A 13,914-nucleotide genomic window follows, 5' to 3' on the forward strand; every position below is an offset into this window, starting at 1 on the left:
GGCTCCCATGGGCAACCGATTGACACAGATTGCCACGCGCACGGGCGACGACGGGCGCACCGGCCTGGGCGACAACTCCCGCGTCTCCAAGCACAGCGCCCGGCCGCACGCCATGGGCGACGTGGACGAGCTCAACTCCCACATCGGCCTGCTGCTCTGCGAGCCGCTGCCGGAGGACGTGCGCACGCTGCTGGGCGACGTGCAGCACCAGTTGTTCGACCTGGGCGGCGAACTTTCCATCCCGGGCTTCGAGCTGCTCAAGGAGGGTGCCCTCGCGCAATTGGACGCGGCCCTGGCGCGCTACAACGCCACGCTGCCGCGCCTGCAGGAGTTCATCCTGCCCGCCGGCACGCGTGCCGCGTCGCAGGCGCATATCTGCCGCACCGTGGCGCGCCGTGCGGAGCGCGCCGTGGTGGCCCTGGGCGAGGCCGAGGGCCTGCGGCCCGCACCCCGGCAGTACCTGAACCGCCTGTCCGACCTGTTCTTCGTGCTCGCCCGCGTGCTCAACCGCATGGAAGGGGGCGACGACGTGTACTGGCGCAGCGACCGCATGGCGCGCGCTGCCGCGCAGGACGAAGGTCCCGACGCCGGATAGCCGGCAGCGCTCCGCAGATGGGCCTGTTCTCCTACGGCTGATGGGAGAACCCATGCATTACTTTCCTCTGGCAACAAAAGGAAAGCAGGACATCGATGGAGTGCGGTGAAAAGGCGGGCCGCCGGCAGCCCGGCAGTACGGACAGAGCAGTGCCCGGCCCGTGTGCCGCGAGGTGGCCGCGATGATCGGCATCGTCGTTCCGGTCCATGACGAGGAGGAATGCCTCGACGAGTGCCTTCGCGCCCTGCGCGTGGCCGCGGCCCATCCCCGGCTGCGTGGCGAGGGCGTGGAGATCGTGGTCGCGCTCGACGCCTGTTCCGACCGCTCGGCCGATATCGCGAGGCGCCACAGGGTGACGGCGCTGGCGCTGGAGCGCCGCAACGTGGGCGCGGCCCGCGCGGCAGGCGCCCGCGCGGCCCTGGATGCGGGCGCCCGCTGGCTGGGCTTCACCGATGCCGACAGCACCGTGGCCCCCGACTGGATCGCCAGCCAGCTGGCCATGGCGAGCGACGTCGTCTGCGGCACCGTCGAAGTGCGCGACTGGACCGGGTATTCCGGTGATGTGCAGCAGCGCTACCTGGCCGCCTATTCCGACGCACCGGGACACCGGCACATCCATGGCGCCAACCTCGGCGTGGCGTCGGGCGCCTATGTGCAGGCCGGGGGCTTTCCCGAGCTGTGCACGGGCGAGGACGTGGCCCTGGTACGCGCGCTCGAGGCGGCGGGCGCCTCCATCGCGTGGACCGACCTGCCGCGCGTGGTGACCAGCGCACGGCGCCGCTGGCGCGCGCCGGACGGCTTCGGCGCCTACCTGGCAGGCCTCGCGGGCCTGTCGGGGCCGGCGGCCATGGCTTCGGCCGCTGCGGGAGGCGTGGCATGACCATGCGCGATCCCGGACACGGCGCGGCGCTGCTGCCCACGCTGCGATCCGTGCTGGCAGGCCTCGGCACGGATACCGGTCCGGCGGACGGCCTGCGGACATTGGTGGATGCGGGCTGCGCGGACCTTCCGGCGCCCGGTGGGGGCGCTACGGCGGACCGCTGGCGCGCGCTGGGCGAGGTGGCTGCGCACGACCTCCCGCTCGTGAAACTCTACGAAGGCCATACCGACGCGCTCGCCATCCTGCGCGAACTGGGCGCTGCGGCGGGCATCGCGGGCAGCACCCCTGCATCGACATGGGGCACCTGGGCCGCGGAGGCGCCCGGCGCACGCACGACCGTGCATGCCGGCCCGGATGGGTCGGTGCTCCTGCGCGGACGCAAGGCCTGGTGCTCGGGCGCGCAGCATGTGAGCCACGGATTGCTGACTGCCTGGCATCCCGGCGGCCAGGGGCCGCAGCTCGTGGCGGTGGACATGCGACAGCCGGGCGTGTCGTTCTCCGGCGACGACTGGCATGCCGTGGGCATGGCCGCCAGCGCCAGCGTCGATGTGCTGTTCGACGGCGTTGCGGCCGTTCCCGTGGGCGCGGTGGGCGACTATCTGCGGCGGCCCGGGTTCTGGCACGGTGGCGCTGGCGTCGCGGCGTGCTGGCATGGCGGTGCGGTGGCCCTGGCGCGCGCGCTGCACGCGGCCGTCGCGCAGGCTCCCGAGGCGCAGCGCACGGCCTTCCGGCTCGCGGCCCTGGGCAGGGTGGATCGGGTGCTGGCCGGCTCGGCGGCGCTGCTGCGCGAGGCGGCCGGCTGGATCGACGCGCATCCACGAGGCGACGCGCGGCTGGCGGCCCTGCGGGTGCGGCAGGCGGCGGAGGCGGGCGCGCGGTGCGTGCTCGACGAGGTGGGCCGGGCACTGGGGGCCACGCCCTGGTGCCGCGATGCCGGATTCGCGCGCAGGGCGGCGGACCTGCCGGTCTTCATCCGCCAGAGCCATGCGGAACGCGACGATGCCGCCATGGGCGAATGCCTGGCGCAGTCGCAGGAGGCACCATGGTCGATCTGACGGCAGACCGCGCGGTCGAACGGCAGATCGATATCGGCCGCCCGCGCTGCACGTCACAGGCTTGGCAGGAGCAGCTGTCCCGCCGCAGCGGCGCCTGCATGCCCGTCTCGGCCATGGTCGGCGCTGCCCAGCGCCTCGTGGTGCTGGCGCCGCATCCCGACGACGAACTGCTGGCCTGCGGCATGCTGGTGCACGCCCATGCCCGCCGGGGTGGCGATGTCCTGATCATCGGCGTGACCGACGGCGAAGCCAGCCACCGCGACGTACCGGGCTGGTCCGCACCGGATACCGCCGCCATGCGCCGCCGGGAGCGCGTGGAGGGCCTGGATGCGCTGGGCGCCGGCACGGCCGACCTGCTGCTGCTCGGCCTGCCGGACGGCGCTCTCCAGGAGCGCGTTGGTGATCTCGAGCAGGCATTGGGCACGCTGTTGCGCCCGGACGATGCCGTAGTGACCACGTGGTGCCTCGACGGGCACCCGGACCACGAGGCCTGCGGCCTGGCTGCCGCCGGCGCGGCGCGCAGGGCCGGCGCACTGCTGTGGGAGGCGCCCGTGTGGATGTGGCACTGGGCGGAGCCGGAGCATCCGAAGGTACCGTGGCACCGGCTCTGTGCCTTCCAACCCCCGGCCGGGGCCGCGGCGGCCAAGCAGGCGGCGCTCGCACGCCACCGGTCGCAGCTTTCCGAGCGCGGCCAGGGCCTGGCGCCCGTGCTGGACGGCGCGATCCTGGAGCGTGCCCGCTGGCCGCTCGAATACTTCTTCCTTCCGGGGGCATGACCATGCCGTCGGATGTCCTTCCTTGCGCGGATGGAGGCGCGGTCCCGTTGCAGCATTTCGAGGCGATGTACGCTGGCAGCGACGATCCCTGGCACTTCGACGGCAGCTGGTATGAAGCCCGCAAGCGCCGCATGCTGCTGGCGGCGCTGCCCCACGAGCACTATGCCCGCGCCTTCGAGCCCGGCTGTGCCTCGGGCATGCTCACGGCCGACCTGGCCCCGCGCTGCGGCCGGCTGCTCGCCACCGACGGCGCCGCGGGGGCGTTGTCCATCGCCGGCCAGCGCCTGGGTTCGCATCCCCACGTGACGCTGCGGCGCATGTGGGTGCCGGACGAATGGCCTGAAGGCGCCTTCGACCTGATTGTTCTCAGTGAGTTCGTGTACTACCTGGCCCCCGCCGGCATCGACCGCCTGGCGCAGCGCGTGCGCGCCTCGCTTGCGCCCGAAGGCGTGGTCGCGGCATGCCACTGGCGCCGGCCGATCGATGGATGCGCCCTCGGCGGCGATGCGGCGCATGCGCGGCTGGACAGCGCGATGGCATTACACCGCGTAGTGGACACGGTGGACGCGGATTTCCGCCTGGGGGTGTGGGCTGCGGCGACGGAGTCCGTCGCCTGCCGCGAAGGCCGGGCGGACTGATCAGCGCGGCGCGAGGATCGCCATGGTCAGGCGCGAGACGCAGGTGAGGTCGCCAGCCTCGTTGGCCATGTCGATCTGCCACACGTGCGTGGTGCGTCCGATGTGGATGGGACGGGCGGTGCCGGTCACCCAGCCCTCGGTGGCGGATCGCAGGTGGTTGGCGTTGATGTCCAGGCCCACCGCGCGGCATCCCTCGGGCGAGGCGTAGAACGCCCCCACGGAACCCAGCGTCTCGGCCAGCACCACGCTCACGCCGCCATGCAGCAGGCCGAAGGGCTGCTTGGTGCGCTCGTCCACCGGCACGCGGGCACGCAGGAAATCGTCGCCGATCTCGATGAACTCGATGCCCAGGTGGGTCACCGCGTTCGGCGTGGCCGGGTGGTTCAGGTTGTGCAGGTCGATGGGCTGCTTCCAGATCGGCATGGGCGATGTCTCCTTCAGGTGCGATCCGGTGATTATGGGAGGCGCCGGCTTTTCCTGCAGGCCCGCCCGGGACAGGGCGCCCCGGGCCCGCCGGACCGTCCGTGTCCTTTCAGGCGCGCATGGTGCCGGTGCGCAGGTAGCGCTCGTGCCACGACAGCGCCTCGCCCAGCAGGTGCGGCGTGTGCAGGCCGCAGCCGCTCGCGCGGGCCCGTGCCACGTAGTCGTGCAGGGCAGGGCGGAAGTCGGGGTGCGCACAGCGTTCGATCACCACCTCCGAGCGCTGCGAGGGCGAGAGGCCGCGCAGGTCCGCCAGGCCCTGCTCGGTGACGAGGATCTGCACATCGTGCTCGGTGTGGTCCACGTGCGAGGCCATGGGCACGATGCACGAGATGCTGCCGCCCTTGGCGAGCGAGGGCGTCATGAAGATCGAAAGGTAGGCGTTGCGCGCGTAGTCGCCCGAGCCGCCGATGCCGTTCATGATCGACGAGCCCATCACGTGCGTGGAGTTCACGTTGCCGTAGATGTCGGCCTCGATCATGCCGTTCATCGAGATGAGGCCCAGCCGGCGGATCAGCTCGGGGTGATTGCTGATCTCCTGCGGGCGCAGCACGATGCGTTCGCGGTAGAAGCCGATGTTGCGCGTGAACTCCTCGGTGGCCGCAGGGCTCAGCGACAGGGCGGTGGCCGAGGCGCTGTCCAGCGTGCCGGAGCGCAGCATGTCCAGCATGCCGTCCTGCAGCACCTCGGTGTAGGCCGTGAGGTGCTGGAAGGGGCCGGCGTCCAGCCCTGCCAGCACGGCGTTGGCGATGTTGCCCACGCCCGACTGCAGCGGCAGCAGCGTGGGCGGCAGCCGGCCGTGCCGCACTTCGTGTTGCAGGAACTCGATGATGTGGCCCGCGATGCGCTGCGAGGTATCGTCCGGCGGGTTGAAGACGGAGTTGCGGTCGGGCGAATGGGTGGGCACCACGGCCACCACCTTGGCCGGGTCGCAGCGCAGGTAGGGCTCGCCGATGCGGTCGCCGGGGTGCACCAGCGGGATCGGCACGCGGTTGGGTGGCAGGTCGGTGCCGTAGTAGATGTCGTGCATGCCGTCCAGCCCTTCGGGCTGCCAGGCGTTCACTTCCAGGATGATCCTGTCGGCCTGGTCGAGCCAGGTCTTGTTGTTGCCCACGGAGGACGACGGGATCAGCCGCCCGTCGGGCAGCACGCCGGCCACCTCGATCACGGCCACGTCGAGCCGGCCCCAGAAGCCGAACCAGACGTAGGGCGCCACGTGGGACAGGTGGGCGTCCACGTACTGCATCTTGCCCGCGTTGATCTGCGCGCGGCAGGTCGGGTCGGACTGGTAGGGCATGCGCATGTTCACGCCGCCCACCTTGGCGAGCGCGCCGTCGAGCTCCGGAGCCGTGGAGGCGCCTGTCCACAGGCCGATGCTGAAGGGTTCGCCTGCGGCGTGCAGCGTCTCGATGCGGGCGGCGAGCGCAGGCGGGATCGCCTTGGGGTAGCCGGCGCCGGTGAAGCCGCTCATGCCGACGCGCGCGCCGTTCGGGATCAGGGCGGCGGCCTGCTCGGCCGTCATGAGCTTGTCCCGCAGGACGGGGCATTGGATGCGGGAAGTATCGAAGGAAGACATGGAAGAGCCGGGCGCGAGGCCGCGTGGAAAGCCGGGAGGAGGCGGATGCAAAAATCTTAGCGTCCTGGCACGGCCGAGCTGCAGGCCGGGCGGCCCGGGGCACCGCAGCGTGACGCGGCCGACATTGCGTGCGCGGCAGCGGGCGTGCAGGCACCGGTCGGCGCGAGGCCGGGTCGGGGTGCGAGGACGGACCGGCCGTGCCGTAACATGCACCGCGATGCCCTCGCCCAGCCCCTGCCCCTCCTGCCGCCAGCCCGCCGAGAACCACCGCTTCGCCGCGCGCGACGGCGGAGACCTGCACATCGACCTGTGCTTCGCCTGCCAGGGCCTGTGGTTCGATCCGCGGGAAAACACGCGGCTCGCGCCGGGCGCGGTGCTGGAGCTGTTCGAGCTGCTGCACCGGCACCGCGGCGACGCGCACCGCCCGCTCGCCGATCGCATGCAGTGCCCGCGCTGCGCGAAGGCGCTGGAGCCGGGGTTCGACCTGGGCCAGGGCGGGCGCTACCGCACCTACCGCTGCGCGGCGCGCCACGGCCGGTTCAGCACCTTCGGCTCCTTCATGGTGGAGAAGGGCTTCGTGCGCCACCTCTCGCCGCTGGAAATCGATGCCCTGGCCGAGCGTGTGGGCACCATCGCGTGCACGGCCTGCGGCGGCGCGGTGGATATCCGCAACGACCATGCATGCCCGTACTGCCGCTCGGCCCTGTCGCTGCTCGATCCGCGGGCGGTGGACAAGGCGCAGGAGCGCCATGCCCGCGCCGCGCAGGCGGTATCCGAGCCCGCCCGGCCCGAGGCCCTGGCCGACGCGCTCATCGCGATGGAACGCGAGCGTGAACGGGAGCGCCGGGAACGCCAGCGCGAGGCGTTCACCTCATCCTCCGCCTCCGAGGGGTTCGACCTGCTCTCGGCCGGGGTGGATCTGGTCTGGTCGCTGCTGAAGCGCTGAGCGGCTGCAGGCCCGGATCAGCGGCCGCGCCGCAGGTTCAGCAGCGCGTAGAGCCCGATCGCCCCGAAGGTGGCGGTACCGATGCCGCCCAGCGCGAAGTCGCCGAACTTCAGCGTGAAATCGCCCGTGCCGATGATCAGCGTGATCGCCGCCACGATGAGGTTCTTGTTGTCGGAGAAGTCCACGCGGTTGTCCACCCAGATCTTGGCGCCGGCCACGGCGATGAGGCCGAACACCACGATCGAGACACCGCCCATCACCGGCAGCGGGATCGCCTGGATCAGCGCGCCGAACTTCGGCGAGAAGCCCAGCACCAGCGCGATCAGGCCGGCCACGAGGAACACGGCGGTGGAGTAGATCTTGGTGGCGGCCATCACGCCGATGTTCTCGGCATACGTGGTCACGCCCGTGCCGCCCACCGCGCCGCTCGCCATGGTGGCGATGCCGTCGCCGATGAAGGCGCGGCCCATGTAGCGGTCGAGGTTGCGGCCGGTCATGGCGGTGACGGCCTTCACGTGGCCGAGGTTCTCGGCCACCAGAATGACGGCCACGGGCGCGATCAGCAGCATGGCCGGCGCACTGAAGGCAGGCGCGGCGAAGTGCGGCAGGCCCAGCCAGGGCGCGGCCAGCACGCCGGAGAGGTCCATCGGCTTGCCCAGGCCCAGGCCGTTGGTGAGCAGCGCGTACAGCACGCTGGCGGCGATCAGGCCCACGAGGATGAGCAGCCGCTGCAGCATGCCGCGCGTGAGCACGGCGACCAGGCCCACGCACACGAAGGTGGCGGCCTGCATCCAGCTCTCGAAATTGTTGGCCGCCATGTTCTTGATGGGCACCTGCGCGAGGTTGAGCCCGATCACCGCGACCACCGCACCCGTCACCACGGGCGGCATGCAGCGCTCGATCCAGCCCGTGCCCACGGCCTGCACGATGGCGCCGATCACGGTGTAGAGCAGGCCGCAGGCGATGATGCCGCCCAGCGCCAGGGCCATGTTGGCGTTCGGGCCCGGGCCGGTGTAGCCCGTGGCGGCGATCACCACCCCGATGAAGGCGAAGCTCGAACCCAGGTAGCTCGGCACGCGGCCGCCCGTAACCAGGAAGAAGATCAGCGTGCCCAGGCCGCTCATCAGGATGGCCACGTTGGGATCGAAGCCCATGAGGATGGGTGCGAGCACGGTGGCCCCGAACATGGCGATCACGTGCTGCACGCCCATGGCGGCGGTCTGCCCCCAGGGCAGGCGCTCGTCGGGGGCGACCACGGCGCCCTCGGCGGGCGACGCCAGCCGCCAGCGGGTGAAGTACGAAGAAGAGGGGGTGGACACGGTGATGGACTCCTTGGACGTTGGGGGCTGGCGTGCTGGTGTTCCGGGCGGGCAGGGAAGCGTGGCGAGTGTAGGCGCTGGCGACGCCCGCCCACGCGGGCGTAGGAATGGGACGACCCGTGCCACGCAATGGCTGCGGTAAGGTGACCTGCCATCTGGATCGCGCAGCGTGCCCACGTCCTCCTCTTCCCCTTCGTCCGCCGCTCCGGCCGACGCCCCTGTGCCCGCTGCCCGGGCCGCACCGGGCGGCGGCCCGCGCCCCGGCGCCCGTCCGGCCTGGGGCCGGGCCCTGCGATGGACGCTGGGCGGCGTGGCCGTCGCGGGCGTCATCGTGCTGGCGGCGGGAGCCGCGCTGTGGTGGTGGCTGCCGTCCGACGAGGAACTCGCCCGGCGCGCCGGTGACGGCGCTGGCGATCTGCTGGGCGTGCCCGTGGTGGTGGACCGGCTCGAATGGCATCTGCTGCCCTCGCCCCGGTTGGTGCTGCACGGCGTGCACACCGAGCAGGAGGCACCCGTCTCGGCGGACCGCATCGTGGCCGATGCGCGCTGGTCCGACCTGCTGCGCCTGCGGCTCGCCCTGGCGCGGCTGCGGCTGGAGGGCGCGGCCGTTCCGCAACTGTCGCTCTCGCAGTTCAAGGTGCGCGATGCCGGGCAGGACGGCCCGGCCAGCTTCGGGCCCTTCACGCTCGCCGAGGTGCCGGTGGAGCGCGCCGAATGGCAGGGCGTGCGCTGGATCGGCCGGCAGGGGCGCGACCTGGCCTACGGCGGCTCCGTGGATTTCGGGGCCGCATGGCGGCCCGCGCACGGGCTGCTGGAGCGCGAGGGCGCGTCGCCGCCCGCGCGCCTGGCCATCGAACGCGAGGGCAGCGAAGACCGCTGGCGCGCCGACGTGACGGCCGGCGGGCGCACCGAGCGCGGCGAACTGCGGCTGCAGGAATTCGGCGAGCGTTACCGGGTGACCGGCTCGCTCGATTTCTCCGGGGTGGATGTGGTGGGGGTCATGGATGCCTTCGAGCGTCGATCGATCGTGTCGGGCCAGGCCAGCGGTCATACCGACCTGATCGCCGAAGGCGACGACCCGGCCGCAGCGATGCGGGCGCTCCAGACGCGCACGTCCTTCACGGTGGCCCGGGCGAAACTGTTGACCTTCGACCTCGAGGCCGCCATCCGCAGCGCCGGCAGCGACAAGGGCGGCACGACACAACTCGACAGCCTGACGGGCATCGTGCGCACCGAGGCCGATGCCGGCGGCACCATCGTGCGCTACAGCGACCTGAAGGCGACTTCCGGGGTGCTTACCGCCACCGGCGATGCCGTGGTCCAGAACCAGCGCGTGAGCGGCCACGTGGCGGTGGACCTGGTGGATGGCGTCGTGGGCGTACCGCTGGAATTCGGCGGCACGGTGAAGGACCCCACGCTCAGCCTGCCGCCCGCCGCACTGGCTGGCGCCGCGGTGGGCACGGTGGTTGCCCCCGGCGTGGGCACGGCCCTGGGCGCGCGCATCGGCGAAACCGTGCGGCGCATCTTCGGCGGAGAAGACAGGCAGGAGCCGCCGGCACCACGCCGCCTGCCGCCGGTACGGCGGGATCCGGACTAGAAAAAAGAAAGGGCGCCCGAAGGCGCCCCATCATCGCTGGCTGGTCCAGGGGGAACTCAGAACGTGGTCCAGTCGTCGTCGGCGTTGCTGTGTGCGGCCGGCTTCGCGGCGGGCTTGGGTGCCGCTGCCGGCAGGGCCGGTGCCTTGGGCGCCGCCGCGGCCGGGCCGGCGGGCGCCTTGGACGCGCGCTGCACCGGCTGTGCGGGCCTGGCCGGGGGCGCAGGCGTGCTGCCCAGTTGCGCAGCCGGTGCCTTGCGGGCACCCAGGGCCGGGGAGGCGGCCGGTGCAGGCCGTGCTGCCGGGCGTGCCGGAATGGCCTGGGGCGTGGCAGCAGCGGCGTGGACGGGGGCTGGCGCAGGCGCAGCGCGCTCGGCCATGCCCGAGAGCCGGAACACGCCCACCGCCTCGGTCAGGCGCACGGCCTGCTGCTGCAGGCTGCCGGCTGCGGCGGCGGATTCCTCCACCAGCGCGGCGTTCTGCTGCGTGGCCTGGTCGAGCTGGGACACGGCCGAATTCACCTGGCCGATGCCCTCGCTCTGCTCGCGCGTGGCGGCGTCGATCTCGGCGATCAGGTCGCTCACGCGCTGCACCTGCTGCACGATGTCGGACATGGTGGCGCCGGCTTCGTCCACCAGGCGCGTGCCCGTGCCGACCTTCTCCACGCTCTGGCCGATGAGGTTCTTGATTTCCTTGGCCGCCTCGGCGCTGCGCCCCGCGAGCGCGCGCACTTCGCTGGCCACGACCGCGAAGCCGCGGCCCTGTTCACCGGCACGGGCGGCTTCCACGGCCGCGTTCAGCGCCAGGATGTTGGTCTGGAAGGCGATGCCGTCGATCACGCCGATGATGTCGGCGATCTTGTTGGAGCTGCCCGAGATGTCCTGCATGGTCGCGACCACCTGGCCCATGACATCGCCGCCCCGGCTCGCGGCCTGGCTGGCGGTGGAGGCGAGCTGGCTGGCCGTGCGTGCCGTATCCGCGTTCTGGCGGATGGTGGCGCTCATTTCCTCCATGGAGGCAGCCGTCTGCTGCAGGCTGGAGGCCTGCGACTCGGTGCGCTGGGAGAGGTCTGCGTTGCCGCTGGCGATCTGCGAGGAGCCGGTGGCGATGGAGTCGCTCGCCTGCCGGATCTGGTGCACCACGCGCGTGAGGTTTCCGTTCATGGTCTGCAGGGAGTGCAGCAGCAGGGCGGCCTCGTCGCGGCCGGTATCGTCCATCGTGCGGGTCAGGTCGCCCTCGGCCACGGCCTGGGCCAGGCCCACGGCCTGGGACATCGGCCCGGTGATGGAACGCGTGATCAGGATGGCGCCCACCACGCCCACCAGCACGGCGATCACGGCGACCACGCCGAGGATGGTGGCGGACTGCACGAAAGTGGCATGGGCCTGAACGCTGGCCTGCTGCATTTCGCCTTCGTACTGCTTCACGAGCTGTGCCAGGTGGCCGAGCAGTTCGCCCTGGATCTTGTAGCGCGGGCCGAAAAGCAGTTTCTGCCCTTCGATGTTCTGGTTGCTGAGCCCCAGCCTGGTCACGTCGGCGGTGAACGCCAGGTATTCCTTGCTCGATGCTTCGGTGGTGTCGATCAGGCTGCGGGTTGCGGGCGATGTTTCCATCTGCCGCAGCCGGGCGATCGTGTCGGCGAACTCGGCGGTACTTTTGTCGATGACGGCCTTGTTGCTCGCCATCTGCGCCTCATCCTCCAGGATGATGATGTTCCGTGCGGCGCGGGCGATGTCCAGCACCAGGTAGCTCATGCGCTGGCTGGCACTCGCCTTGGCGTAGTACTCGGACGTGAGCTGCTGTGACGTGTGGTCGAGCGAAGACATGCGGGCAATGCCCATTCCGGTGACGATGGCCAGCAGCAGCAGCAGCAGGCCGAAGCCCAGGGCCAGCCGGTATCCCAGGGTGAGACGGCGGAGGAATTGCATAGGGGAACTTTCAGTTCGGGGCGGGGACTCGGCCAGGTGGAAACCGGCGCAGACACGCATTTTCGCGCGGAGCCATGACATTCCGGGAGTATGTGACAAAACGCAACGGTCTGCAGGGCGCCATTGCAGTGGGCCCGCAGCTTCCGGGGCAATGGGCGCACCTGACGTGTGTGCGCATCGGCCGGAACGATGGAATCAGGCCTGGCTGCCAGCTAGCGCGCGCTCGATCCGGCGCCGGTTCACGGTGGTTTTCGGGACGTGGAACGGGAACCACGTTCGCACGTCCTCTTCCAGCCCGATGCCGTGCATGTAGTTGTAGATCGCCTTCTTCAACCCCGCGCCCAGCGCATCATGGTCCACCCCCGTCGGATCGATGAAGGCCACGTCGTTCTTCGCGAAGCCGCCGGGCGGCAAGGGGGCGAGCGTCACGCCATATTCCGCCGGATTCTTCCCCACGGGCGAATGCACGGTGCAGGCGAAGCGGTGGAAGAAGCCGCTCTGGATGCAGCCGTTGGCGAACAGCTGGCGCACGTATTCCAGCGCGTCCACCGTGTCCTGCACGGTCTGGGTGGGGAAACCGTACATCAGGTAGGCGTGCACAAGGATGCCGGCGTCGCTGAAGGCGCGGGTCACGCGCGCCACCTGGTCCACGGAGACGCCTTTCTTCATCAGCTGCAGCAGCCGGTCCGACGCCACCTCCAGCCCGCCGGAGATGGCGATGCAGCCCGAATCGGCCAGCAGCCCGGCCAGCTCGGGCGTGAAGGTCTTCTCGAAGCGCACGTTGCCCCACCAGCTGATGCCGGCATTGCGCTCGATGAGTTCGGTGGCCAGCGCCTTGAGCGCCTTCGGGGGCGCGGCCTCGTCCACGAAGTGGAAGCCCGTCTGTCCGGTTTCGGCGACGATGGCCTGGATGCGGTCGGCCAGCACCTGGGCGCTGGCGCCTTCGTAGCGGCCGATGTAGTCCAGGCCCACATCGCAGAAGCTGCACTTCTTCCAGTAGCAGCCATGCGCCACGGTGAGCTTGTTCCAGCGGCCGTCGCTCCAGAGCCGGTGCATGGGGTTGAGCATGTCCAGCAGCGACAGGTAGCGGTCCAGCGGCAGGCCGTCCCAGGTGGGGGTGCCGACCTCGGCGAAGGCGACGTCGGCTTCCATCATGTTCACGTACTGCACCGCGCCGGCATCATCGCGCACGAAAGTGCGAACGAGGCGCTGCCTGCCGCGGCGGCCTTCCAGGTGTTCCAGCAGCGCCAGCAGCGGGCGCTCGCCGGCATCGAGCGTGACGTAGTCGAAGAAGTCGAACACGCGCGGATCGGACAGCTCGCGCAGCTCGGTGTTCACGAAGCCGCCGCCCAGCACGGTGGCGATGTGCGGATGCCGCGCCTTGATGGCCTGGGCGATGCGGAAGGCCGCATAGACCGAGCCCGGGAACGGCACCGAGAGCAGCACCACCGTGGGCTGGTGGCGCCCGATGGCCTCGTGCGTGAGCTGTGCGAGCAGGTCGTCCACCAGCGTGGGAGGGGCGCCCAGGGCATCGGCCAGCGGGTCGAAGGTGGGCTGGCTGCCGGCCAGCGATTCGGCATAGCGTACGAACTCGAAGCGTTCGTCCACCGCATCGCGCAGCACGTCGGCCAGGTCGTTCAGGTAGAGCGTGGCCAGGTGCTTGGCCTTGTCCTGCAGGCCCAGGGCGCCGAAGGCCCAGCCCAGCGGATCGCCGCCTTCGTCATCGACATAGACATCGAGCGAGGCGAAGCGCGGCCCTTCGGGCAGGTAGTGGCGCCCGGCGACGCGGTGCGCCAGCGTGCTGTCCCGCCCCTGCAGGAACGCGATGGCCGGGCCGATGGTGGCCAGATACCGGTCCTGCTGGCTGGCGAAGGACTGCACGGCGGGGCTGCGCCGCTTCGGGGGAATCGCCTGCACCCGCTCTGCCACCTCCTTCAGTCCTTCGGGCGAGAGCAGGCGCAGCACCAGGGCCAGCGCCAGGTCTTCCTGGAAGGCCGCGATGCCGCGCGAGCGCAAAAAGCCCGTGAGGTAGGCGGTGGAGGGGTAGGGCGTGTTGAGCTGCGTCATCGGCGGGATGACGGCCAGAACACGGCAGGCGGAATCGGGCATGGAAAACGTGGGACAGGG

At 71.1% G+C, this 13,914-nt stretch carries 12 protein-coding genes; 7 read left to right on the forward strand and 5 right to left on the reverse strand.

What is annotated here, in order from left to right:
- Positions 1-7 precede the first annotated feature (7 nt).
- The 5 genes from ACAV_RS00600 to ACAV_RS00620 all read left to right on the forward strand — a co-directional run bounded on the left by ACAV_RS00600 (position 8) and on the right by ACAV_RS00620 (position 3,944).
- Complete coding sequence (locus tag ACAV_RS00600; protein WP_013592638.1) at positions 8-595, forward strand: cob(I)yrinic acid a,c-diamide adenosyltransferase; 588 nt, start codon at positions 8-10, stop codon at positions 593-595.
- Positions 596-776: 181 nt separating this feature from the next.
- Positions 777-1,475 carry a glycosyltransferase family 2 protein gene (locus ACAV_RS00605; RefSeq protein WP_013592639.1) on the forward strand — a complete coding sequence of 233 codons (699 nt, stop codon included), beginning with the start codon at positions 777-779 and terminating at the stop codon, positions 1,473-1,475.
- Positions 1,472-2,530, forward strand: coding sequence for an acyl-CoA dehydrogenase family protein (locus tag ACAV_RS00610; RefSeq protein ID WP_013592640.1), 1,059 nt, complete (start codon positions 1,472-1,474; stop codon positions 2,528-2,530). The genes ACAV_RS00605 and ACAV_RS00610 overlap by 4 nt, the downstream gene beginning before the upstream one ends.
- Positions 2,518-3,306: a PIG-L deacetylase family protein gene (locus ACAV_RS00615; protein WP_013592641.1), complete on the forward strand. Its 789-nt coding sequence runs from the start codon at positions 2,518-2,520 to the stop codon at positions 3,304-3,306. Before ACAV_RS00610 ends, ACAV_RS00615 begins: the two co-directional genes overlap by 13 nt.
- Positions 3,303-3,944 carry an SAM-dependent methyltransferase gene (locus tag ACAV_RS00620; RefSeq protein WP_013592642.1) on the forward strand — a complete coding sequence of 214 codons (642 nt, stop codon included), beginning with the start codon at positions 3,303-3,305 and terminating at the stop codon, positions 3,942-3,944. Before ACAV_RS00615 ends, ACAV_RS00620 begins: the two co-directional genes overlap by 4 nt.
- Here the strand turns inward: ACAV_RS00620 and ACAV_RS00625 are convergent, their stop codons facing one another.
- Both ACAV_RS00625 and scpC read right to left on the reverse strand, forming a co-directional pair.
- Positions 3,945-4,367, reverse strand: coding sequence for a hotdog fold thioesterase (locus ACAV_RS00625; RefSeq protein ID WP_013592643.1), 423 nt, complete (start codon positions 4,365-4,367; stop codon positions 3,945-3,947). It lies immediately after the preceding gene.
- Between the two features lie 109 nt (positions 4,368-4,476).
- A complete protein-coding gene (scpC, locus tag ACAV_RS00630) occupies positions 4,477-6,000 on the reverse strand; it encodes a succinyl-CoA:acetate CoA-transferase ScpC (RefSeq protein ID WP_013592644.1) in 1,524 nt (507 codons plus the stop codon).
- Positions 6,001-6,217: 217 nt separating this feature from the next.
- Here scpC and ACAV_RS00635 point away from each other — a divergent pair, with 217 nt between their 5' ends.
- Positions 6,218-6,946, forward strand: a complete 729-nt coding sequence (locus tag ACAV_RS00635) for a TFIIB-type zinc ribbon-containing protein (RefSeq protein WP_013592645.1) — start codon at positions 6,218-6,220, stop codon at positions 6,944-6,946.
- 17 nt (positions 6,947-6,963) lie between these two features.
- On the opposite strand, the gene ACAV_RS00640 is transcribed toward ACAV_RS00635, so the two are convergent.
- Positions 6,964-8,265 (reverse strand): solute carrier family 23 protein, encoded by a 1,302-nt coding sequence (locus ACAV_RS00640; RefSeq protein ID WP_013592646.1) that lies wholly within the window; start codon positions 8,263-8,265, stop codon positions 6,964-6,966.
- 169 nt (positions 8,266-8,434) lie between these two features.
- Between ACAV_RS00640 and ACAV_RS00645 the strand changes: the two genes are divergently transcribed.
- Complete coding sequence (locus ACAV_RS00645) at positions 8,435-9,862, forward strand: AsmA family protein (protein WP_244875514.1); 1,428 nt, start codon at positions 8,435-8,437, stop codon at positions 9,860-9,862.
- 56 nt (positions 9,863-9,918) lie between these two features.
- Here the strand turns inward: ACAV_RS00645 and ACAV_RS00650 are convergent, their stop codons facing one another.
- Both ACAV_RS00650 and ACAV_RS00655 read right to left on the reverse strand, forming a co-directional pair.
- Positions 9,919-11,787 (reverse strand): methyl-accepting chemotaxis protein, encoded by a 1,869-nt coding sequence (locus tag ACAV_RS00650; RefSeq protein WP_013592648.1) that lies wholly within the window; start codon positions 11,785-11,787, stop codon positions 9,919-9,921.
- 195 nt (positions 11,788-11,982) lie between these two features.
- Positions 11,983-13,896, reverse strand: coding sequence for a B12-binding domain-containing radical SAM protein (locus ACAV_RS00655; protein ID WP_013592649.1), 1,914 nt, complete (start codon positions 13,894-13,896; stop codon positions 11,983-11,985).
- Between the last annotated feature and the right edge of the window lie 18 nt (positions 13,897-13,914).

This window comes from Paracidovorax avenae ATCC 19860 (assembly GCF_000176855.2).
GTDB classification, from domain to species: domain Bacteria; phylum Pseudomonadota; class Gammaproteobacteria; order Burkholderiales; family Burkholderiaceae_C; genus Paracidovorax; species Paracidovorax avenae.

Excerpts from the sequence above, each read along its gene's own strand:
- ACAV_RS00635 (WP_013592645.1), top strand. The coding sequence starts at position 6,218 with ATGCCCTCGCCCAGCCCCTGCCCCTCCTGCCGCCAGCCCGCCGAGAAC.
- ACAV_RS00610 (WP_013592640.1), top strand. The coding sequence starts at position 1,472 with ATGACCATGCGCGATCCCGGACACGGCGCGGCGCTGCTGCCCACGCTG.
- ACAV_RS00600 (WP_013592638.1), top strand. The coding sequence starts at position 8 with ATGGGCAACCGATTGACACAGATTGCCACGCGCACGGGCGACGACGGG.
- ACAV_RS00650 (WP_013592648.1), bottom strand. The coding sequence starts at position 11,787 with ATGCAATTCCTCCGCCGTCTCACCCTGGGATACCGGCTGGCCCTGGGC.
- scpC (WP_013592644.1), bottom strand. The coding sequence starts at position 6,000 with ATGTCTTCCTTCGATACTTCCCGCATCCAATGCCCCGTCCTGCGGGAC.
- ACAV_RS00625 (WP_013592643.1), bottom strand. The coding sequence starts at position 4,367 with ATGCCGATCTGGAAGCAGCCCATCGACCTGCACAACCTGAACCACCCG.
- ACAV_RS00605 (WP_013592639.1), top strand. The coding sequence starts at position 777 with ATGATCGGCATCGTCGTTCCGGTCCATGACGAGGAGGAATGCCTCGAC.
- ACAV_RS00615 (WP_013592641.1), top strand. The coding sequence starts at position 2,518 with ATGGTCGATCTGACGGCAGACCGCGCGGTCGAACGGCAGATCGATATC.
- ACAV_RS00620 (WP_013592642.1), top strand. The coding sequence starts at position 3,303 with ATGACCATGCCGTCGGATGTCCTTCCTTGCGCGGATGGAGGCGCGGTC.
- ACAV_RS00655 (WP_013592649.1), bottom strand. The coding sequence starts at position 13,896 with ATGCCCGATTCCGCCTGCCGTGTTCTGGCCGTCATCCCGCCGATGACG.